Raw genomic sequence first — 21,086 nt, 5'->3', positions numbered from 1 at the left:
CTTCTCCTATAAGAAGCTGCGCAGGAGAATGGAACAATCGCAACGGAAAAAGGTGGCGCTCGTGACCGGAGCCGGACGCGGTCTCGGGGCGGCACTCGCCCGAAAGCTCAGCGAGGACGGCTGGTCCGTCGGCGTCCACTACCACTCGAGCAAAGAAGGCGGCGAGGAAATTGCGAAACGGATCCGGACGGACGGCGGAGATGCCGAGGCTTTCGGCGCGGATTTGGGATCCCAGACGGAAGCACAAAGCCTCGTAAGCCGGGTAGAAGAGCGCTTCGGCGGCTTGCGGCTCTTGATCAATAATTCCGGGGTCTACCGGCCCGTCGGCCTCCTCGAAACGAGTGAGGAAGACTGGATGCTCGGGTGGCGGTCGACGGCAACGGCAATGCTCTTCACCACCCTTGCCGCCCTTCCTCTTTTGCGCGCTTCCGGCGTCGGTCGAATCGTCAATATCGGCGATTCGGCCTGCGACCGGCTCGGAGCACGAGAGATGGCCTTGGGCTACCATATCGGGAAAGTCGGGGTCTACCTGCTCTCTCGCTCCTTTGCCCGAGAAGAGGCCCGGCATGGTCTTACCGTCAACGTCGTCTCCCCCGGTTATCTCGAGGAGAGCATTAACCTCCCTCCGCCCTCGAAGATCCCCGCAGGCCGTTTCGCAACGTACGATGATATTTGGCGCGCGATCCGGTTTTTAATCGACGAGCAAAACGGCTATGTAACCGGCGCCCATATCGTCGTCAGCGGCGGATGGAATCTCCGCTAGACCGACTCATGTTCACGGGCATCGTCGAAGCATTGGGAACCGTTCGAGAGCCGCCCACGGCCGACCGCCCCATCCTCTGGATTGACGGCGGAAAGGTAACGGAGACCCTAAAGCCTGGAGACAGTCTGGCTGTCAATGGCTGTTGTCTCACGGTGACCGAAAAGGAAGGAAGATCGCTCCGCTTCGACATTTTGGAGGAAACCCGGCGGCGAACCAATCTGGGCATGCTGGAGGACGGGGATCTCGTAAACCTTGAACGCCCCGTTATGGTCGGCTCCCGAATCGACGGCCACTTCGTTACCGGGCATGTGGATGGGAGGTTGCACCTACTCGAAATTCGCAGACGAGGCTCGGAACAGGAACTTTGGATCGAGCGGCCGAAGGAATGGGAGAGAGGAATCATCCCGAAGGGGAGCATCGCGCTCGACGGGATCAGCCTGACGATCGGCATCCTTACGGACGACCGTTTTTCTGTCTGGATCACTCCCTTCACTTGGCATGCGACCAATCTTCCGGAGAAACGCCCGGGAGATCCGCTCAACGCGGAAATGGATATTCTCGTGCGCTATGTTGCCGCCCAGTTGGGCAAGCCGCTATTGGACTCTCTCTGATCGTCCCACGAGCCACCGCAAGAGTCCTTTTTGCACGTGGAGCCGATTTTCCGCCTGGTCGAAAATGTCCCCGGCCCTTTCTTCGAAGAGCTCCCCTTCGATCTCTTTGCCCCGATGGGCGGGTAGGCAGTGGAGAACCAAGGCCTCCGCCTTTGCTCGCCGCAGCAGCCGACTATTGAGTTGATAAGCAGAGAAGGCCTTCTCGCGCACAGCGCTTTCTTCCTCCTTGCCCATCGAAATCCAGACATCGGTGTAGAGAAGATCCGCGCCCCGCACGGCTTCCTCGGGCGATTCGGTTTGCGTCACCCATGGGTTCTCAACGTCGCAAAAGAAGGCGCGGGGAGCCCCGAAGCGGAGGTGAAATCGGAAGAGTGGCGCTGCGAGAGCCCAGGACCTCGCGACATTGCACGAGGCGTCGCCCAAGAAAGCCACCGTTTTCCCCGCAATCGGGCCCCGCTTCTCCTCAAAGGTAAAAATGTCGGCCAGCACTTGGCAGGGATGCTCCTGGTCGGTGAGCGCATTGACGGTAGGGATGCCGCTGCTCTTCGCAAAAGCCACGATCTCTTCTTGCGCAAATGTCCGGATTACGGCTCCCTGAACCATCCGACCCAACACGCGCGCCGTATCTTCCATCGGCTCCCCCCGACTCAACTGAAGCTCCGCTGCGCTGAGGAAGAGGGTGGATCCGCCGAGCTGACGGATCGCCAGCTCGAAGGAGACACGAGTCCGCGTCGAAGGCTTCCGGAAAAGAAGCGCCCAGGATTGGCCGAGCAATGGAAGATCCTCCTCGTTATTCGTGTTGCCGGCGCGCTTCTGCCGAGCCACCCCTTCAAAAATCGCGCGCGCTTCGTCCTCGCTCGTATCGGTGACGGAAAGAAAATGATGGGGAAGGGGGGATTGAGCCATAGTCGCTTCACGTTGCGGGGGATGGATTGCCAACGTCCTCCGCCTCCCGCAGGCGGACCGTCGTCCGCGGCCCATAGTTCGTCCTTCCGGACGAATCCGCGTTCCGAACTGGGAACAGGGACCGTTTCTTGAAGGCGCGGATCAACTCATTGCCTCCTCGTCTCGGCTGGCGGCGCGAAGGATCGCCACCGCCTCGGAAATTTCGTCTTCCGAGACGGTAAGCGGCGGCAGAAGGCGGACGATGTTTCCCGCGGCCGGTGCAACCAGAAGGCCCCGGTCCATCAGCTCCAAAGCCACCGACCGGGCGTCCCGCCGGACATGGAGGCCCCAAAGACCGCCTACTCCAGAAACGGAACGGATGAGTCTTCGCTCCGGGGAAGCGAGCGCTTCCAACTCGGCGCGCAGTCGTTCCCCTTTCTCCCGGATCTGCCTGCCGAGGTCTTGCTCTTCCATATGGCGGAGAACCGCGAGGGCAACCGCACAAGCCAGAGGGGATCCACCGAAAGTCGATGCGTGAGAACCGGGCCCCAGCAACTCGGCATAGGGCTCCCGAATCCAAGTAGCTCCCATGGGGTAGCCTCCCGCCAGCCCCTTCGCCATTGCGATCCCGTCCGGAAGGAAATCATTTCCCTTTTCGAAGCTTTCCAAAATTCGCTGAAAGGCCAAAAATCGGCCGGAACGAAAAGAGCCCGTTTGGACCTCGTCGAGAAGCAGGAGAAGCCCATGCCGGTCGCAAATCCGACGTAGACCTTGCAGATAGGCTGCGGTAGCCGGGCGTACCCCGCCTTCTCCTTGAATCGGTTCGACGAGGATCGCCGCTGTCGCCGGCCCGATCGCCCTCTCCGCCGCCGCCAAGTCGAGGAACGGGACGTGTCGAAAGCCGGGCACCGGCGGGCCGAATCCCTCCCTCACCTTTTCTTGGCCGGTTGCCGCCATCGCTGCCAACGTCCGCCCATGAAACGAACCCTGCGCCGTCAGAATTTCGAAAGCGCCGCGAGACGCGCCATACCGCCTCGCCAACTTGAACAAGCATTCATTTGCTTCCGCCCCGCTGTTCGAGAAAAACATTTTTCCGGCACCAATTCGCCGCACGAGGGCTTCCGCCAGCTGCGCTCCCGCCGGATGGTAATAGAGATTGGAGCAATGAATGAGCCGGCCAGCGGCCTCTCCCAGCGCCTTCCCCACAACCGAACTCGCATGTCCCAAGACGTTCACGGCGATCCCGCCGCAAAAATCGAGGTAACGTCGATCTTCCGCGTCCCAAACGTAGGAACCTTTCCCCCGCACGAACGCCACGGGGAAACGGGCATAGGAGGGAACGACGAATTGCTGATAGCCCTCCAAGATTTCGGCGGTTCCCAGATTGGGTATCGGATTGTTCATGGGAAGAAATCGGGTCGACTCAAACACCGGACTCGGACGCCTCGGTTCACGGGACAAGTTCCGTACCGACGCCGGAATCGGTGAATACCTCCAAGAGGAGCGCATGCGGAATTCGTCCATCCAAAAGATGGACTTTCCCCACCCCCGCCTGGAGGGCCCACAACGCCGACCGCACCTTGGGCAACATGCCACCGCGCAGCACTCCGCGCTCCTGCAGGACAGCCACCTCCTTCGGATTCAAGACCGAAATCGTCGATCTGGGGTCTTGCGGGTCTCGAAGCACGCCATTGACATCGGTCAAGTAGACCAGCTTTTCCGCTCGCAGGACGCCGGCCAAGCAGCCGGCCGCGGTATCGGCGTTGATATTATACAGCTGGCCATCCTCTCCAAGACCGAGGGGAGAAACAACGGGAATCACCCGCTCGGCCAAGAGGGAAAGAATCGGGTTTGTATCCACGGAAGTCGGCTCCCCAACGAATCCCAAAGAGTGCCCGCCCTCCTCGGGAGCAGCCTTCCGAAACGGTTTCACCTGAAACATCCGCTGTCCCAGCACCTGCCGCGCCCTCCCGCCCAGGCTTTCGAGCAGGGCTACGATAGACGGCCCGACTTCTCCGCAGAGCACCCGCTCAATCACCTGCATAGTGGCCGCATCCGTGATCCGCAGGCCGTCTACGAACGATGAGGAGATTCCCGCCTCTTTCAGAGCACGACCGATCGCAGGGCCGCCCCCATGGATCAAAACCACTTGGATCCCTACGGCCTCCAACAACACCACATCCCGGAGGGTATGGCGCACGAGTTCGGCATCGTCCATGACGGCGCCACCATACTTGATCACAAAGCGTGCATCGCGGAATCGCTGAACGTAGGGCAACGCCTCAAGGAAAATCTTAGCCTTATCCGCAGCTGTCATAGGATCGATCGCAGACCGGCGGGCTTTACGGTAGTAAAGCGAACCCACGCCTCACAAGAAAAAGCAACGGTTATTCTCCCTTGTTCAGCCGAACATACCGCTCCGTGAGATCGGTGGTCAGCAGTCGGAAATGGCCGGAGCCGATTCCCAGATCAATGAGAATGGTAAACTGCGGTAGGCGGACCACCTCCCGTAGAAGCCGCCCCGCGGTCCCCGCACGCTCCCCGCGGGAGACCGCTTGGACCCCATTGTAAAAAATATCCACGCGGTCTTTGTCCACCGCCGCGCCCGAATACCCGATGGCAGCCATAAGACGCCCCCAATTGGGATCTTCTCCGTGCCAGGAGCACTTCACCAGGAGAGAATGGGCTACGGCCCGGGCTGCCCGTTCTGCGTCGCCTTCGTCAGACGCCCCCTCGATCAAAATCTCCACGACTTTGGAGATTCCCTCTCCGTCCTCCACGATCATGCGGGCCAAGCGTCCCATGAGAAGGGAGAGAGCGGATTGGAAGAGGCGGAACTCTCCGCTCTCCAAGGTTACCGTCGGGTTGCGGGCCAAGCCATTGGCAAGAACCAGCACCGTATCATTGGTCGAACAATCCCCGTCGATGCTGATGCGGTTGAAGCTCTCGGCGACAGCCCGCCGGGCGGCGACCTGCAAGGCTTCGCTCGAAAGATCGGCATCAGTCGTGATCACGCAAAGCATCGTCGCAAGATGAGGGTCGATCATGCCGGCGCCCTTCGCGATCCCTCCGAGAAAGATTTCCTGCTCCCCCAAACCGACCTTGAGACCCATCTTCTTCGGATAGGTATCCGTCGTCAGAATCCCGAGAGCCGCGTCGCTCCCTCCCTGCGGGCTGAGCCGCCCGAGCGCCTGATCGATGCCCTTTCGCACCTTTCCCATCGGCAGGGGGACTCCAATCCGGCCGGTCGAGCAGACGAAAACCTCTTCGGTCGGGCACCCGATTCCCGACGCGACTCGTTCGGCCATCTCGGTAGCATCGGCCATTCCGGTAGCGCCGGTGCAGGCGTTCGCATTGCCCGAGTTCAGGATCACCGCGCGGCCGACTCCTAGAGCGGCGTGGCGTCGCGAAAGCAGCACGGGAGCCGCGGCCACTCGGTTTTCGGTAAAGAGGCCCACTACGCGCCCAGACCGCTCCGAACAGACCAGAGCGAGGTCCATCTCTCCGCGTGCCTTGATCCCGCAAGCAACCCCGGAAGCGAGAAACCCGCGTGGGGTGGTTACACTCCCCTCTTCGATCGGAGTAATCTCTTCCTTCACCGGAGGAGGCCTTCTTCTTCGGGAAGCCCGAGGCGAAGGTTCATGGCCTGCACGGCTTGGCCCGCTGCACCCTTCCCGAGGTTGTCGATCGCGCAAAAGACCAAAAGGCGGCGGTGCGTCCCATCCCATTGCAGGCCAATATCGGCACGATTCGTCCGAACCACGTCCCGAACGGCAGGAAGCTCTCCGAGGCGTAAAACGCGCACGAAAGCGTCGTTTCGATAGAAGGAGACGTAATGCGCATGCATCTCTTCCAAGCCGATCTCGGTTCGCAGAGGACAGACGATGGTCGAAAGAATGCCTCGGGCGAGCGGGATCAGATGAGGAATGAATACGAGATCTATTTTTCGACCGGCCAACCGATCGAGCTCTTGTTCCATCTCGGCCATATGGCGGTGGCGCGGGATCCCATAAGGACGCGCATTTTCGCACATTTCGCTGAAGAGCAGAGGCACCTCCGGACGTCTGCCCGCTCCGGAGGTTCCGCTGAGCGAATTCGCCACGATCTCCTCCTCGCGGAGCCAATCCGCGCCAAGCGCGGGAGAGAGACCCAAAAGAATGCTGGTGGGATAGCATCCCGGAGCCGCCAGCAGATCTCCGTGACGAATCTCCGCCCGATGGAGCTCCGGAAGAGCATAGACCGCCTTAGAAAGAAGAGCCGGGGCAGGGTGCTCCCAGCCATAGTCGGCTTCGTAGTGACGCGGATTCCGCAGACGGAAATCCGCGCTCAGGTCGACGACGATCTTACCCGCTTCTCGAAGCGGCACGACATATTCGGCGGCAGCGCCATGGGGCAGGGCCAAAAAAATCACGTCGGCCTCGCACAATCGAGAGGGATCGGGCTCCTCGAAGACAAGATTCTCGGCAGCGCCCGGAAGACCCGAAATCACCTCCCGCACCCGCTCTCCCCGATGCATACGAGAAGTCAGCTGAGTCAGGGCAACTCCGGGGTGCCGAGAAAGAATCCGCACGAGCTCCTCACCGGCATAGCCCGCCCCGCCGACCACGGCAACTCGGTACAAGCCCATGATTCCACCCGTTTTCGGAAAGGCGGAGAGGACAGCTCTCCGTACGGTCCGGCCTCAAAAAACCAGCCTGCGCTACCGCTTCGAGAATTGAAACCGCTTCCGGGCCCCGGGTTGACCGGACTTCTTGCGCTCCTTCATCCGAGGATCTCGGGTGAGGAGCGAAGCCTCCCGAAGCTTGGGGCGCAACTCCGGCTGCCAGCGAACGAGGGCTCGACTCAGCGCCAGGCTCAAAGCATCCGCCTGACCGCTTAAACCGCCTCCCCGCACCCGGGCGACGAAATCGAATTTCTTCAGCGTTTCGCTCACCTCCAGCGCCTTGTAGACCGCCAACCGCTGAGAGGCTTCCGGAAAATATTCCTCGAGCAGTCGCTGATTCACATGAAAAGTTCCCGTCCCGACGAGCAACTTTACCGAGGCGACCGCCGTCTTTCGTCGGCCCGTTGCCTGCCATTCACTTTGCGTGGTCATAACGTTCTCAGCGGTTGGGGGCGACTCTGGGCTGCTGCGCGGAGTGTGGGTGATCCGGCCCCGCATAGACATGAAGCTTCTGAAAGATCCTTCGCCCAAGCCGGTTGTGAGGAATCATCCCTTTCACGGCATGCTCGATCAGAAAGGCGGGTTTCTTCGCTCGAACCTCCCGAACCGTGTCGGAATGGTGGCCGCCGATGAAGCCGGAATACCGCATGTAGGTCTTCGTCGTATCCTTCTTCCCGGTGAAGACAGCCCCTTGGGCATTGATCACGACGACATGGTCGCCGGTATCGACGTGGGGCGTATAGTCGGGCTTGTGCTTTCCGCGAAGCAATACAGCCGCGCGCGCGGCGACCCGACCGACGGGTTGACCGGCCGCATCAATTACATACCAAGTTCGCCGAACCTCGGCGGGTTTTGCACTAAAGCTTTTCACGGGAGGGCAGACATTAGAGAAGATTCCCAAGCTTGTCAAGGCTATCTGTCGTCGCCGGAAAGCGAGTCGGCCCTGAACTTTTGACACCGAAGGCGAGTCGGTGGAAAGGGGCGAAAAACGGTCGTTGCCTTCTCTTCATGACCGCCTTGGTTTTGGGATCTCATGATTTACATCTGTCGGCTCGGGCGCTCCGGCTCCGAAAGTCCCCCTCGACGGATGCCACTCTTGCCTTTATAGTTTAACTTTCCTCTTCCGGGAGAGGAAAAGGACTTCTATTAAAAAAGAATTCTCCCGGCAGGAACGAATCATGAGCTGCAAGGATTCGCCGAAGGCATCCGCGTACGACTCATCGGTTTCCTCATCCGTTGAGTTCGTCGAGGAGAGCTACAAAAATGGCGCAGACGCCGTCGTGGCGGCGCTGGAAAGAGCGGGAGTCGATACCGTTTTCGCCTACCCCGGCGGAGCGAGCATGGTCCTCCACCAATCGCTGACCCGCTCTCGAAAGATTCGCACCGTTTTGCCCCGCCATGAGCAGGGAGGAGCCTTCATGGCCGAAGGATATGCCCGAGCCAGCGGCAAAGTGGGGGTCTGCATGGCTACGAGCGGACCCGGCGCAACCAACCTGGTCACCGGCATCGCCGATGCCTACATGGATTCCGTGCCCCTCGTCGCGATTACGGGCCAAGTGAAGCGGGAGATGATTGGCCGGGGCGCCTTTCAGGAGACAGACGTCTTCGGTCTCACTCTCCCGATCGTCAAGCATAGCTACTTGGTCATATCTCCGGATGACATCCCTTCGATCGTGCAAGAAGCAGTTCTCCTCGCGCGATCCGGAAGGCCCGGGCCGGTACTCCTCGATATCCCTAAAGATGTTCAGCAGGCTCCTGTCCATCCCAGACGCTCGGAGGGGTCGTTTGGAAGGCACAAGCCGGTGCCACGAGCTTCCGACGAGGAGTTGGAAGCGATTCTTGTCTCTCTGGAAATGGCGGAGCGCCCCTTGCTCTACGTCGGAGGGGGGATCCTCGCCGGCGAGGCTTGGGAAGCCCTGCGGCGCTTCGCGGAAAAGACCCGCGTGCCGGTAACGACGACGCTCATGGGAATCGGCTGCTTCCCGGAAACTCACGAGCTCTCCCTCCGCTGGCTGGGCATGCACGGAACGGTCTACGCGAATTACGCGGCCGATGCATGCGATCTTCTCTTAGCCATGGGAGTTCGTTTTGATGACCGCGTGACCGGCAACGTCGATGAATTTGCCAAAGGTGCGAAGATCATTCATGTCGACGTCGACAGCTCCGAGCTCAATAAAAACAAGAGGGCCCACCTGCCGATTCTCGGCGATATCCATGACACGCTGGACCGGTTGAACGGGATGCTCGAGTCCGAGCGGCGTCCTCGGAAAGATTTCAAAGCTTGGCATGCGCAATTAGCCCAGTGGAAGGCGCGTTATCCTTTCTCCTACCGTCCGGTGCCGGGAGCGATCCTCCCGCAGCAGGTCGTCGAGGAGCTTTTCCGTCTGACGAAAGGCGAGGCGATCGTCACCACGGGGGTGGGACAACATCAGATGTGGGCGGCCCAGTTTTATCAATTCACGCAGCCGCGGAGTTTCCTCTCCTCCTCGGGTTTGGGAACGATGGGATTCGGTTATCCCGCGGCTTTAGGGGCCAAAGTGGCGTTTCCGAATCGGCAGGTCATCGATATCGACGGCGACGGAAGCTTCCTGATGAACATTCAAGAGCTTGCCACCGCAGTGACCGAGAGAATTCCGGCAAAGGCGATCATCCTCAACAACCAGCACTTGGGAATGGTTGTGCAATGGGAGGATCGCTTCTTCGCAGGGAACCGCGCCCATACCTTTCTGGGCGACCCGCGGAACGCGTCTCGCTATTACCCCTCCTACCGAACGATCTGTGAGGGTTTTGGTGTTCCCGCGGAAGAGGTTCGGCGTTCCGAAGAGCTGCGTCCTGCGCTGGAACGCCTCCTGGCGGCAGAAACCCCCTACGTCGTCGACGTCCACGTTCCCTACACGGAGCATGTGTTGCCGATGATCCCGGCGGGCATGACCGTTCGCGACATCATCCTGGGATTTCTTCCCGAGGACGACCCGGCATCCGCCGAGCGTGGAAGAGCCTCATAGTCCGGACCACCCCCAGGACTCGGCTGACTTCGTGCGTTCGCAGCAAGTCGGTCCGCCCAAGAAGGGCGAGCACCGCGAAAAACGGTTCCGCGCAGCGGACTTCGTCCTCGAAACATTCGAAAGCATGAGGGAGGGCATGGCAAACCGGCCAACCCAACGCATGCAAGCGAAAGCTTCCAAGGAAAATTTCCATCTGCCGTTCGATGCGGACCGCGCCATCCTGAAGGTTTGGGTAATAGAACCCGAGCCCGGGATCGATCCAGAGCTTACGCACTCCGGCCCTTTCGGCCAGACGACACCGTGCTTCGAAATAGGGGAGCAGATCGCCGATCGCATCGTGCGAAAGGCGAACCGCATGCGGATCCCGCACATGCGCACCCTCCACGAAATTCAGGATCAACCCCGCATCCTCTCGCGCGATCCGGGGAAGGAGCTCGTCGAGTCCTTCCCTGCCCGTGAAGTTGATGACCGCGGCCCCCGCTCGAAGAGCGGCTTCTGCCACCCAGGGATAGTACGTTTCGACCGAGACAAGGAGCTGCCGGGCGACCAAGCCCTCGATGACGGGCATCAACTTGCGAATCTGCTCTTCCGGTTCGACGCGCGACGCATAATCCAAGGATGACTCCGACCCGACGTCCACAATGGCCGCGCCCGCATCCGCGAGAAGCTGTCCCCGGCGAATCGCGGCCTCGGACGTCAGCGCGACGCTCTCCCGATACCATGAGTCGGCCGAAAGATTGATCACCCCCATAAGCCGAGGGAAAGAGTCAGGATCGCGCCCGCCAAAGAGGCGACCGCGGAGCTCGAACTCTCTGGGCGCCCGATCAAGCAGCGAAGCGTAACGATCGGCGAGTTCGCCCAAATCACGCAACGAAAGCACGGGCTTGTCCTTTCCAAGGGCTCGCTACAAAACTCCCTTCGTGCTCGGGACCTCCGAGACCCGCTCGTCTTTCTCCACGCTCGCGGCGAGTGCGCGTGCCACTCCTTTGAACGACGCCTCCAACAAATGGTGAGTGTCCCTGGCCGCTCGAATCTCCAGATGGAGAGTCAGCATCCCGTGCATGGAGAAGGCTCGGAAAAATTCCTCGAGCAGCTGCGCCGGGAAGGTGCCGGCGTAGAGGAGGGACAGAGGGGGAAGATTCGGAGTCCGCAAGGCAAAGAACGGCCTGCCGCTCAGGTCGATCGCCACCTGCGCCAAGGCCTCATCCATCGGCATGAGCGCAAATCCATAGCGACGAATGCCCTTCTTGTCGCCAAGAGCCTTCTCCAGAGCCCGCCCTAGACAGATACCCACGTCCTCGACGGTGTGGTGAAAGTCGACCTCTCGATCGCCGCGTGCGTTCACTTCGAGATCCATGAGCCCGTGCCTGGCAAAAAGGCAGAGCATATGGTCGAAAAATGGAATCCCCGTCTGCACCACCGCTTTCCCGGAGCCATCCAAGTCGAGCGAAAGAAAGATCTCCGTCTCATTCGTCGAACGTTCGACGATCGCCGTTCGGGAAAGCATAGCCCATTACCCCTAGCAAAAACCGCTTCGCCCGCAAAGAAGATTGGTTCCGAGGAAAGAATGTCGGCAGCGGCTCCTTCCGGTTTCGGAATCTGCCCTCTTCCGGCGGACGCGCACGGGCTTGGAATCGGTCCTCTCCTTCCGTACAGTCCGGGAAATAGGACGCTCTCCGTGGAACCTTCGGGAAATGAGAGAATGCTCGCGATTGCCACAGCCCGCCATTGGCTTGAGGAGTCTCGCCTTCCTGCGATTCAAGCTGCCCTGGCCGTCCTCCCCCAAGCGAACGCGGCCGATCTCCTCTACGAGCAAGGCATCATCGACGAGGAAAAGAGGAGCTGGCTGCAACGCCAAAATACGCCGCCTCCAGGCGAAGCAGTTCCGGAGCGATTTGTCGATCAATGGCTGACGGAAGCGACCAGGCAGGGAGCCTCTGACCTGCATTTGGCTCCGTATCATCCTCCGCTTTGCCGTTGCCACGGGTCGCTTCGAATTCTCGGACCAAACTGGCGTACTCTTTCGCCCCAGCAGCTCGATCGGATTGTCGAGAGGATGCTCCCCTCCGGGGCCGCGGCACGAGGGAAGGGGATTTCTCTACTCTACGGACCCGACGAGTGGAGGGCCCGGCTCACCATCGGTCGGGACGGGGAGAGCTATTTTCTCAGCTTTCGCTTGCCCTTTCGCGGCCCTCTCGAGCTTGGCGCGCTTGGAGTCGAAGAGGCGGCCGCTCTGACGACTTTCTCATCGGGCCTCGTCGTCTTGACCGGTGGTCCCGGCCAAGGGAAGTCCACTCTTTTTGCGGCTCTCGCCCGGCGAATCCACCGCTCGGGTGCCGGGAGAGTCGTACTCATGGAAGACCATCCGGAACACCCATGGAAGGAAGAAGGCCTTCGTGTCGTCCGTCTCCCCTTGTCCGAATTCTCGACGGAAAGCGATGAGCTGCTCCGGGCGGCATTCGGCCTTGACGTCGATGTCCTGCTTCTGGACAGTGGCGCCTTTCGACGAAACCTCCGCCTGCTCGTCGAGGAAACGGCGCGCACCGACGCGCTCGTGATTGCCACGCTGGGAGCTCGAGGTGTCGGGGAGGCGCTCCGGGAGCTCTGCGCACAGCTGCCGAAAGGAGCGAGCCGCTCCTTGCTCGTGCGCACGCTCCGGGCCATCCTGGCCCAAGAGCTCATCCCGAACGCGACGGGCAGAGGCCGAGTGGCGGCAATCGAGCTCTTTTGGAACGTTCCCGCGGCCGCAGTCGCCTTGAGGAACGCCGAACCTGAGCAAATGGAGAGCGTCCTACGCGCGGGAGGGGGAAAGCACTTTCAGCCGATCGACGACTCCCTCTGGCGGCTCTTTCAACAGGGTCTCGTCGGCATGGAGGCCGCTTATGCCCGTTGTCGATATCGTCCCCAATGGGTGGAAAGAATGCATCCGCCGAATGCGCCCGAGCGATGATTTCTCACAAAGGTCCTACTCGAGGCACTACAGTTAGGACGGATATGAGGAGGAGGCCGGCTTTCCCCGGGAGCCATAGGAACGCATGCCGCCCGGATCGACGACCGACTCGAGCGGATCCGCCGGCCTCGTTTGCCGGTCGCTGGGGAACCTTTGCGGGAAAGGGCTGCGAGCGCCCGTGAACCATCTCGACGAGATTTTGATTTCGGCCCTTGAGGCAAGGGCGACCGCGGTCCATCTCTTCGCGGGGGAAGCACCTGCGGCGCGCGTGGAGGGAAAACTCCTTCCATTGAGCTTTCCTCCCGTTTCGCGTCCGCAACTGGACCTTTGGCTCCAGGCCTTGGCCGGCCCCCGCCAATCGAGCGAGGCAAAACGAGCGGCGACAGGCCGGATTCTCTACCGCGGTCCGGACGGGATTCTCTTTCGCGGCCACTTTTTCGAGTCGAAAGAGGGGTCGGGTGCCGTCCTTCTGCCGATCCTTCCTCCGCCACCGATCGACCAACGGCTTCTTCCTCCCGCCCTTCGTCATTTGGCAGACATCCGCGGCCTCGTCTTGGTCGCGGGCGGAATTGCTACCGGGAAGACAAGCCTCTTGGGAAGTCTGGTTGCATGGCTGGGCAGCGTTCAGTTTTGGCGAATTCTCGTATTGGAGGTCGAACCCGCGCGCTTTTCCTTTCCTTTCGGACCAAGCTGGATCTGTCGATGGGAGATTCCCCGGGACTTCCCCACACTGACCGCCGCTCTCGACGCGGCCGTTGCGCTGGACGGAGAAATGGTCGCAATCGACCCATTGCGGCGAGCCGAGGAGATCGCGGCGGCCCTCGCCTTGGCGGCGTCGGGGAAACTAGTGCTCGCCACTCACGAGTCCGAGGGAGCCACTGCCGCGGTCGCCAATGTAATCCACGAGCTTGAGCGGAACGGCAAGGGTCTGGAAATCGATCGGTTGGCCGCAACGCTGCGTCTGACTCTTTGTCCGATCGTCCTGCCACGCAAGGACGGCGATGGCTTTTTCGTACTCCTCGAAGTTCTTCCCGGTCTTCCTGCGGTCGCAGCGGCCATCCGTGCTCGGTCGTTTGGTTCCCTCGAGGAGTATCTCCAAGTAGCTCCGGACGGAGGGAAGCGCGTCGACGACGCGATCCTCCAACTCTGGAAGGCGGGGATGATCCGCAGCGAGGTTGCCTTTCGTCACGCCAGAGAGAAAGAGCGCCTCCTTGCCCACTTCGAAGAAGTTCCGCGACAGGGAAGCTCCCCCAACGGCTAACCTGGATTCCTCCTGCGCCGTTTCTCACCGCGCGGGAGGCGTCTCGCCTCGGAGGATCGATCGCAACGTTGCTCTCGGAGTGGCAGGATTCGAACCTGCGACTTCTTGCTCCCAAAGCAAGCGCTCTGACCAGACTGAGCTACACTCCGTTTTCCCCTGCAAGCGCCTCGCGCCTCGGGATGCGCCCCCTCTAGGAACGCCCTATGATTGGTATTGAAAAAGACAAATTGCTGCTTGTACGCCTTTTTGCAATGTTAAAGTCCTGACAAACCGTAGCACGTTTTCCGACATGGCTAGGCATTTCCGGGAGAAATGAACTGGCACGCTTTCTGCTCAACGAAACGGGAGAAAATAAATCATTCGATTCATGAGCCTCCAAATTTGCGATTTGCATGCAAGGATTGCCGACCGGGAGATTCTCCGCGGCATCTCCCTCGAAATCCGCTTGGGCCAGACCCATGCCATCATGGGCCCGAACGGCTCGGGGAAGAGCACGCTGGCCAAGGTCATTTCGGGTCACCCCGATTATGAAGTTACGCAAGGCTCCGTGCTCCTGGATGGCGTCCCGCTTCTTGAACGGGAGCCGGACGAGCGCGCAAGGATGGGGGTCTTCCTTGCTTTCCAATACCCCTGCGAAATCCCCGGCGTAAGCATCGCCAACTTCCTGCGGGCGGCGGCGCAAGCACGTCTGCCCGAGGGGGAATCGCTATCCGTAACCGACTTTTATCAGAAACTCTACCGAGAGATGGACGCGCTGGGCATGCAGCGCAACTTTAGTTCGCGTCCCCTCAACGCCGGTTTCTCCGGGGGGGAGAAGAAGCGCGCGGAGATCTTGCAAATGGCCATGCTCCGTCCTCGTTACGGTATATTGGATGAGACGGATAGTGGCCTCGACATCGATGCACTCAAGGTGGTCGCCAATGGGGTAAATCGACTGCGGGGACCGGAAGTGGGCTTTTTGATCATCACCCATTACCAGAGGCTCCTCGACTATATTACCCCCGATTTCGTCCACGTCATGGTCGAGGGACGGATCGTCCAGAGCGGGGGTCCGGAACTCGCCCTGGAGCTTGAGCGGCACGGATACGGTTCTCTGGAAGAACGATACGGCTCCTCCAAACTTTCTCCGCTGGCGGAGACCGGTACTCAGGGCTAATGTTCCTGTAACACAAGGAGGCTCGATTATGGCCGAAGAACAAGGAATCGCCGGAGAAGATTTGCTCCAGCTCGATCGGAGCGCGGGGGACTTCCATTACGATGTGAAGTATGCCTACGACGCAGGCGTTGGTCTTTCCGAAGAGACGGTCGATTACATTTGCGATGCCAAAAACGACCCGACATGGCTGCGCGATTTCCGCAAGCGGGCCCTGGAGATCTTCCTTCGAGAGCCCCTCCCGACGCACTGGGCGAGCGAGCAGCTTGCAGAAATCGACTTCTCGCAAATCCGTTACTACCTGGCCCATGGACAACGGGCCGGCCGGAGCTGGGATGAGGTTCCAGAAGAGGTGAAACGCACTTTCGAACGCCTCGGCGTGCCGGAGCAAGAGCGCAAGTTCCTCGCGGGAGTCGAAGCCCAATTCGACAGCGAGGCAGCCTATTCCAACATGAAGGAGGCGCTTCGCGCCCAAGGGGTCATCTTCGTCGGTAGTACCGAGGGACTCCACAAGCATCCGGAACTCTTCCGCAAATGGTTCGGCAAGGTCATTCCGCCGGGCGATAACAAATTCGCCGCCTTGAACAGCGCCGTCTTCAGCGGCGGAAGCTTCATCTACGTCCCTCCGGGAGTGAAAGTCAGCCATCCGCTGCAAGCCTATTTCCGGATCAATGCGGAAAGCTTCGGCCAATTCGAGCGTACTCTCATCATCGCCGACGAAGGCTCCGAAGTGACCTACATGGAGGGATGCACCGCGCCTCGCTTCGACACGGCGACGCTTCATAGCGCCGTCGTCGAACTCGTCGCCCTTCCGGGAGCCAAAATCCAGTATATCACGGTCCAAAACTGGAGCCCCAACGTCTTCAACTTGGTCACGAAGCGGGGAATGGCGATGGAAAATGCCGAGGTTCGTTGGATCGATTGCAACATCGGTTCGCGCCTGACGATGAAGTATCCCGCCGTGATCCTCCGGGGCCGTAAGGCGCGGGGAGAGGTGCTCAGCATCGCGCTGGCGAATAGCGGCCAGCATCAGGATACGGGAGCAAAGATGATTCACTTGGCTGACGAAACCACCAGCAACATCATCGCGAAAAGTATCAGCATCGGCGAAGGCCGGTCGAGTTACCGGGGCATGGTGCGGATTCCCAACCACCTCAAGGGCTGCAAGAACAACACGGAATGCGACGCCCTCTTGATCAACACGAGTTCCCGCACCGACACCTATCCTGCGATCACTCTCCGCGGCAATCGAAGCGCGGTCCAACATGAGGCGAGCGTGAGCAAGATCAGTGCGGAACAGATCTTTTACATGCGGCAACGCGGCCTTCCGGAGAGCGAAGCTATGAGCTTAAGCGTCAATGGATTCGTAAATGACCTAGTGCGCGAATTTCCCATGGAGTACAGCGTCGAGCTGAAGCGATTGATCGATTTGGAAATGGAAGGCTCCGTCGGCTGATTAGGGATCGAGGAGGAGACGTGGATCTGCCCAAACGAGTAATCACGGAAGTTGCCCGCGGAGAGAGCAAGCCGGCGCGACTTCCCGCATGGTGGAAAGAACTGCAAGACGCGGCATGGGCCGACTACGAACGCTTACCAATGCCCAACCGAAAGGACGAGCGATGGCGCTTCACCGACTTAAACAAAATTGCTGTGAACGGTTGCACGGTAGGGACCCCCATCTCCGGAGATGCCTTTGCGAGTCTGCAGAAGCTCTTTCTTCCGGGAAAGGCAGCCGCGTTTCTTTTCGCCAACGATTCGCTTCTTTTTTCCAGGCCGCTCTCGCCTGAGGCACGAGAAAGAGGCGTCATTTTTGCTCCTCTCCTCGACGCGGCGGTCGGCTCCGCAGACCTCGTGAAAAGCTACCTTTTCGAGGAACGAGTCGCTCTGGGTGCTGAAAAGCTCGAATCCCTCCATCGCGCTTGTGCCACCGCTGGGGCCTTCCTTTACGTCCCGCGCGGGATCGAACTCAAAGAGCCCTTGGAGCTTTCCTTCTGGTTAACCGAAGCAAATGCGGCGACCTTTCCGCACCTCTTAGTCATTCTGGAGGAGAACGCTCATGCGCGGCTGCATCTCCGATTTGGTTCCACAAACCCCAAGGGCGGCTTCGCCTGTTCGGTCGAGGAGCTTTTTCTCGGGGCAGGAGCCAAGCTGGATCTTTTCACCCATCGCAAATGGGCCGAGGGTGTCTGCTCGTTCGATCTCGCCTCGATTCGGCTTTCCCGGGATGCGGCTTCCACCACTTTCCAACTCAATCTAGGCGGCAGCTACACGCGCACCGAGAGTCGGAGTCGCCTTCTCGGCCCCGGGGCTCAAAGCGTCATGCTCTCCGCAACGCTGGCGCGCGATCGAGAGGAATTCGACCAGCGCTCGTTTCAGGAACACGCAGCGCCAAGGACGAAAAGCGACCTTCTCTACAAGAGCGCCCTCTACGGTTCTTCTCGCACGATCTTCGCCGGCATGATCGATGTCGATCCCCAGGCACAACAGACCGACGCCTACCAGAGCAACCGGAATCTCATCTTGAGTCCGGAGGCGGAAGCGAATTCTCTGCCGGGTCTCGAGATCCTGGCCAACGACGTTCGATGCACCCATGGATCGACGATCGGACAAGTCGACCCGGAAGAGCTTTTCTATTGCCTCCAACGCGGCATCCCCCTCGAGACGGCTCAGCGCCTTTTCGTCCTGGGTTTCTTGACCGATGTGGTCGACCGGATCGAAGACGAGGAAGCCAAAAGCGCAATGGTAGAGGAACTCGAGTGCTCGCTCCGGTAGCGCATCTCTCTGCTGCCGTCCCGGAAAGGTCGTTCGGCACGCTTTTTCGGCTATTGCCTCGAAGGGAAAGAAACGTTACGGTGAAGCAAGATCGGACGGCATCCAAGCCCGCCTCGGGAAGCGATCGACGATCGGAAGCGGTATGGAGTCTTTCGTCCCGTCGGAATCAATAACGGAAGCAAGAGGGAAAGCATGGCACCAGAGTCGGTCTTCTTAACCCGCACCGTCGATGCGGTCCAGATTCCTAGCGGCGCTCCCATCCAGCTTCAAAAAGACAAGCCGGTGGTGATCACCCAATCCCTTGGCGGATCCTATACTCTTTTGTACGACTCGCGCTGCTTGGTGCGCTTGGATGCGAAGGACGCCGACGCGATCGGTCAAGCCTCTCCTCCAAAGGTATCTTCCGAACAGCCGCAGCCTGGAACGCACGTCGACGAGGAAATGGTCTACGATCGGCTCCGAGAAGTATTCGATCCGGAAATTCCGGTGAACATCGTTGATCTGGGGCTAATCTACGATTGCCAAGTTCTGCCTCGGGAGGGAGGGACCTTCGAGGTAGTCGTCAAGATGACGCTCACCGCTCCCGGCTGCGGCATGGGCGTCATCATCGCCCAGGACGCCCAATCCCGCATTCGGCAAATCCCCAACGTCGCAGATGCTCGCGTCGATCTCGTCTGGGATCCACCCTGGAACCCCAGCATGATCAGCGAGCAGGGGAAGATGCAGCTCGGGCTGGTTTAATCGCTGGACCTTCTCCCGATACCCACAGAAAGCGAATCCTCTTTTTCCGGAAGGGAAGGATTCCCGGTGGGGAGCGGTATCGGATTGTTCTCCTCCACTGCTCCCTATCCTAAGCGACGCAGCCTAATGGCGAACTACCGTCGACGTCGTTCCTCCCGCCCAGGCGGTCACGCCGCGCGCTAGGATCTCGCCATATTCGGCGAAAATGCTCCGATAGGCTCGACCCCCAATGACTCGGCTCCCCACATAATCTCCCGCAATGATCCGGTCGTAAGCGTCCTGGGCATTCATGTACGGCCCTTCGACGAAAACGACCGGTCCGCGATAGATGCGGTTGGCCAAGAGATTCCGCGCAAATACGTAGGGACTTGGACCCACCCGTCGAGCCGCATTCCAATTGGTATAGCTCTCCGGCGGATAGCTCCAAGTGGCAGCCATCTGCTGCGCGATCGATTCAGCGGCCTCCTGCTCGGGAATACTGGTGCGCGAGAGGAGCTTATAAAGCAGATCCCACTTCTGGTCATCATACATCAGCTCTTCTTCGGAATAGTTGCCGTGGACAAACGCGACCAGCCGGCTCTGAGGGACGAGCTCCGTGCGGGTCGGGTGACTCGACCACTTGTCGGCGTTGAAATGAATGCAGAGGGTCAGGTCGGGGTTGAGCTTCGCGATGATCTCCGCACGGGCTCGGATCTCCGCGTTCCGATAAAAGAGAAGCTCCTCTTCCCGGACGATGCGACGCTCGATCTCGGCGGAAAAGCTTGCTGGAACGACCGCTCCTCCTCCGGCGGGATAGAGAGAGGCGAGGGCCTCCTCGCGAAGCCCGGCGGGACGCAGAGAGGTAACCGGCTCGAACAATCGCTTCGTCCACACTACCGTCGCACCGACCGCTTCCAAAAGCTTGGCGGCGTGCCGAGCAGCCAGGATATTCAGCTCCGCCTCGACGACCGGAGGATCCGATCCGATCTGGAAGAACCGCTCCTCCATCTTGGCCCAACGACCGCCGATATGCCCCGGGTCGAGACAGATCACCAGACCTCGCAGCGGCTTCGAGTTCGATGCCCCAGTCTTGGAGGCCTTCCAGCCGCTCACGGTCGTTGCCCGGAGCGGGAGCTGTGATTCCAAATCCGGGGCGAGCCGAAGACGGTAGAGCAATCTCGTGTGCTCCTTGTCGCCAAAGAGCGTGACCTCGTTACCGTTGATGACCGTGAACTTCCAAAACGAGCCCTCCGGACAGAAGAGCGTGTTCACCCAGTGAACAAACTCCTCCCGCGTCATGGTCTCTTGGAATGCATCCAATGCACTCCAATCGGGCTCCGGGGCCAGAGGACTCAATTCCGCATGCGAAGAAACCGGAAGAAGGAGAAGAGCGCCGATGGTGCCGGCCAGCGAAAACCCTCGCAGGAATAAGTTCACTTTTCCACGCTCCCCCAGACGACAGTCTCGGAAAACCGTCCTTCGTTTCTTCCGGGGAGCGACTACGAGTCGTTCGTCGCGCGGCTTGGGTTGAGCCTCAGCTCAAGAATCTTCCCCGAAATCGCTCCCACTCGCGCCACCCCAATGTCCGCCTCTATACCCCGCCGGTCCGCATAAAAGCGCAATTCCCAGCACGGCTCTCCTTCTTCCCCCATTCGCGCCAGCTCGAAGAGGACGGTGCTCAACCGCGCGTTTCCTACGGCTCCTGTCTTCAGAATAACTTGGAGCGCACGGTCTGAGTCAACCTTTAACCGGCTCGGGTCGAACGCTTGAGATTCCTTATAGCGCACGATGCCTCGCCGCGCGACATCAATGATTCCCTCCCGTACCTCGCGGACTTGGCCCCCGACGACGGTAATCCGCTTCAGATGTTTCCAACCGCCTGGATTCCAGTAGACAAACTCCCAAGCCGTCGGAGTAAGGGCGGTCTTGCTGCGCGGGCCGATGATGGCGAGCATCTTCGCCTGGGATCCATCGGGCGCATATTGCTGCGCCACCGCTAACGCCGAAAACGCCGTCGGCGGCCTTTCCCTACCCCGCGTTTGCGGAGTTTTGGCAAAAGAGAGCAGAGGCGCAAAGAGGATACAAACCGCGATCGGGACGAGCCGTCGTTTCATGGAAACTGCCCAATAGCCGAATTCGCGACGCTTCGCAAATCTCCTTTCCGTCTCCTTGCGGGAACGAGTCTTCTCGCTTGCCACCGATGCGGCTCCGAGAGTACCCAAGCTCATTGGCCCACCACGCCTCCGCGGAATCGAATCTGCGGAGAAAGGAAGGGCCTTCCCATAAGAAACAGCTGCGGAGGG

20 protein-coding genes and 1 tRNA gene are annotated in these 21,086 nt (G+C 60.0%); 9 read left to right on the top strand and 12 right to left on the bottom strand.

Going from position 1 to position 21,086, the window contains the following annotated elements:
- Window positions 1-28 precede the first annotated feature (28 nt).
- Both FN369_RS02710 and FN369_RS02705 read left to right on the top strand, forming a co-directional pair.
- Complete coding sequence (locus FN369_RS02710) at window positions 29-763, top strand: SDR family NAD(P)-dependent oxidoreductase (RefSeq protein ID WP_142524673.1); 735 nt, start codon at window positions 29-31, stop codon at window positions 761-763.
- Window positions 748-1,374, top strand: coding sequence for a riboflavin synthase (locus FN369_RS02705; RefSeq protein WP_246189499.1), 627 nt, complete (start codon window positions 748-750; stop codon window positions 1,372-1,374). The genes FN369_RS02710 and FN369_RS02705 overlap by 16 nt, the downstream gene beginning before the upstream one ends.
- Here the strand turns inward: FN369_RS02705 and argF are convergent.
- The 7 genes from argF to rplM all read right to left on the bottom strand — a co-directional run bounded on the left by argF (window position 1,357) and on the right by rplM (window position 7,793).
- Window positions 1,357-2,280: an ornithine carbamoyltransferase gene (argF, locus tag FN369_RS02700; RefSeq protein WP_142524672.1), complete on the bottom strand. Its 924-nt coding sequence runs from the start codon at window positions 2,278-2,280 to the stop codon at window positions 1,357-1,359. The two genes, FN369_RS02705 and argF, sit on opposite strands and share 18 nt — an antisense overlap.
- A 141-nt stretch (window positions 2,281-2,421) precedes the next feature.
- Entirely contained in the window at window positions 2,422-3,663 is a 1,242-nt protein-coding gene (locus FN369_RS02695; RefSeq protein ID WP_142524671.1) for an aspartate aminotransferase family protein, read from the bottom strand.
- A 46-nt stretch (window positions 3,664-3,709) separates the two neighbouring features.
- Window positions 3,710-4,576, bottom strand: a complete 867-nt coding sequence (argB, locus tag FN369_RS02690; protein WP_142524670.1) for an acetylglutamate kinase — start codon at window positions 4,574-4,576, stop codon at window positions 3,710-3,712.
- 70 nt (window positions 4,577-4,646) lie between these two features.
- On the bottom strand, window positions 4,647-5,858 hold the full coding sequence (gene argJ / locus FN369_RS02685) for a bifunctional glutamate N-acetyltransferase/amino-acid acetyltransferase ArgJ (RefSeq protein WP_142524669.1): 1,212 nt from the start codon (window positions 5,856-5,858) through the stop codon (window positions 4,647-4,649).
- Window positions 5,855-6,886: an N-acetyl-gamma-glutamyl-phosphate reductase gene (gene argC, locus FN369_RS02680; RefSeq protein ID WP_142524668.1), complete on the bottom strand. Its 1,032-nt coding sequence runs from the start codon at window positions 6,884-6,886 to the stop codon at window positions 5,855-5,857. The genes argJ and argC overlap by 4 nt, the downstream gene beginning before the upstream one ends.
- Window positions 6,887-6,958: 72 nt before the next feature.
- Window positions 6,959-7,354, bottom strand: a complete 396-nt coding sequence (gene rpsI / locus FN369_RS02675) for a 30S ribosomal protein S9 (RefSeq protein WP_142524667.1) — start codon at window positions 7,352-7,354, stop codon at window positions 6,959-6,961.
- A 7-nt stretch (window positions 7,355-7,361) separates the two neighbouring features.
- Complete coding sequence (gene rplM / locus FN369_RS02670; RefSeq protein ID WP_142524666.1) at window positions 7,362-7,793, bottom strand: 50S ribosomal protein L13; 432 nt, start codon at window positions 7,791-7,793, stop codon at window positions 7,362-7,364.
- 307 nt (window positions 7,794-8,100) lie between these two features.
- Here rplM and ilvB point away from each other — a divergent pair, with 307 nt between their 5' ends.
- Window positions 8,101-9,927: a biosynthetic-type acetolactate synthase large subunit gene (ilvB, locus tag FN369_RS02665; RefSeq protein WP_142524665.1), complete on the top strand. Its 1,827-nt coding sequence runs from the start codon at window positions 8,101-8,103 to the stop codon at window positions 9,925-9,927.
- Here ilvB and FN369_RS02660 read toward each other — a convergent pair.
- Entirely contained in the window at window positions 9,866-10,678 is an 813-nt protein-coding gene (locus tag FN369_RS02660) for a dihydropteroate synthase (RefSeq protein WP_246189498.1), read from the bottom strand. The genes ilvB and FN369_RS02660 overlap by 62 nt on opposite strands.
- 153 nt (window positions 10,679-10,831) lie before the next feature.
- The gene (hisB, locus tag FN369_RS02655; RefSeq protein WP_142524663.1) at window positions 10,832-11,434 is read right to left on the bottom strand and encodes an imidazoleglycerol-phosphate dehydratase HisB; all 603 of its coding nucleotides are present in this window, start codon (window positions 11,432-11,434) and stop codon (window positions 10,832-10,834) included.
- Window positions 11,435-11,629: 195 nt separating this feature from the next.
- Here hisB and FN369_RS02650 point away from each other — a divergent pair, with 195 nt between their 5' ends.
- The gene (locus FN369_RS02650) at window positions 11,630-12,877 is read left to right on the top strand and encodes an ATPase, T2SS/T4P/T4SS family (RefSeq protein WP_178087625.1); all 1,248 of its coding nucleotides are present in this window, start codon (window positions 11,630-11,632) and stop codon (window positions 12,875-12,877) included.
- Window positions 12,878-12,962: 85 nt separating this feature from the next.
- Window positions 12,963-14,138: a hypothetical protein gene (locus tag FN369_RS02645; protein ID WP_142524661.1), complete on the top strand. Its 1,176-nt coding sequence runs from the start codon at window positions 12,963-12,965 to the stop codon at window positions 14,136-14,138.
- 74 nt (window positions 14,139-14,212) lie between these two features.
- Here the strand turns inward: FN369_RS02645 and FN369_RS02640 are convergent.
- Window positions 14,213-14,287 (bottom strand) — tRNA-Pro (locus FN369_RS02640).
- A gap of 218 nt (window positions 14,288-14,505) precedes the next feature.
- Here FN369_RS02640 and sufC point away from each other — a divergent pair.
- The 4 genes from sufC (at window position 14,506) to sufT (ending at window position 18,804) form a co-directional block, all read left to right on the top strand.
- Window positions 14,506-15,294 (top strand): Fe-S cluster assembly ATPase SufC, encoded by a 789-nt coding sequence (gene sufC / locus FN369_RS02635; RefSeq protein ID WP_142524660.1) that lies wholly within the window; start codon window positions 14,506-14,508, stop codon window positions 15,292-15,294.
- 28 nt (window positions 15,295-15,322) lie between these two features.
- Window positions 15,323-16,747: a Fe-S cluster assembly protein SufB gene (sufB, locus tag FN369_RS02630; protein WP_142524659.1), complete on the top strand. Its 1,425-nt coding sequence runs from the start codon at window positions 15,323-15,325 to the stop codon at window positions 16,745-16,747.
- Between the two features lie 20 nt (window positions 16,748-16,767).
- Window positions 16,768-18,063 carry a Fe-S cluster assembly protein SufD gene (sufD, locus tag FN369_RS02625; RefSeq protein WP_142524658.1) on the top strand — a complete coding sequence of 432 codons (1,296 nt, stop codon included), beginning with the start codon at window positions 16,768-16,770 and terminating at the stop codon, window positions 18,061-18,063.
- A 192-nt stretch (window positions 18,064-18,255) separates the two neighbouring features.
- On the top strand, window positions 18,256-18,804 hold the full coding sequence (sufT, locus tag FN369_RS02620) for a putative Fe-S cluster assembly protein SufT (protein ID WP_142524657.1): 549 nt from the start codon (window positions 18,256-18,258) through the stop codon (window positions 18,802-18,804).
- Between the two features lie 123 nt (window positions 18,805-18,927).
- Here the strand turns inward: sufT and FN369_RS02615 are convergent, their stop codons facing one another.
- A complete protein-coding gene (locus FN369_RS02615) occupies window positions 18,928-20,220 on the bottom strand; it encodes an N-acetylmuramoyl-L-alanine amidase (RefSeq protein WP_142524656.1) in 1,293 nt (430 codons plus the stop codon).
- Window positions 20,221-20,282: 62 nt separating this feature from the next.
- On the bottom strand, window positions 20,283-20,897 hold the full coding sequence (locus tag FN369_RS02610) for a hypothetical protein (RefSeq protein WP_142524655.1): 615 nt from the start codon (window positions 20,895-20,897) through the stop codon (window positions 20,283-20,285).
- Window positions 20,898-21,086: the final 189 nt, after the last annotated feature.

Origin of the sequence: Methylacidimicrobium cyclopophantes, from assembly GCF_902143385.2 — a bacterium.
Lineage (GTDB): Bacteria > Verrucomicrobiota > Verrucomicrobiia > Methylacidiphilales > Methylacidiphilaceae > Methylacidimicrobium > Methylacidimicrobium cyclopophantes.
This window is presented reverse-complemented; position numbering and strand designations above follow the sequence as displayed.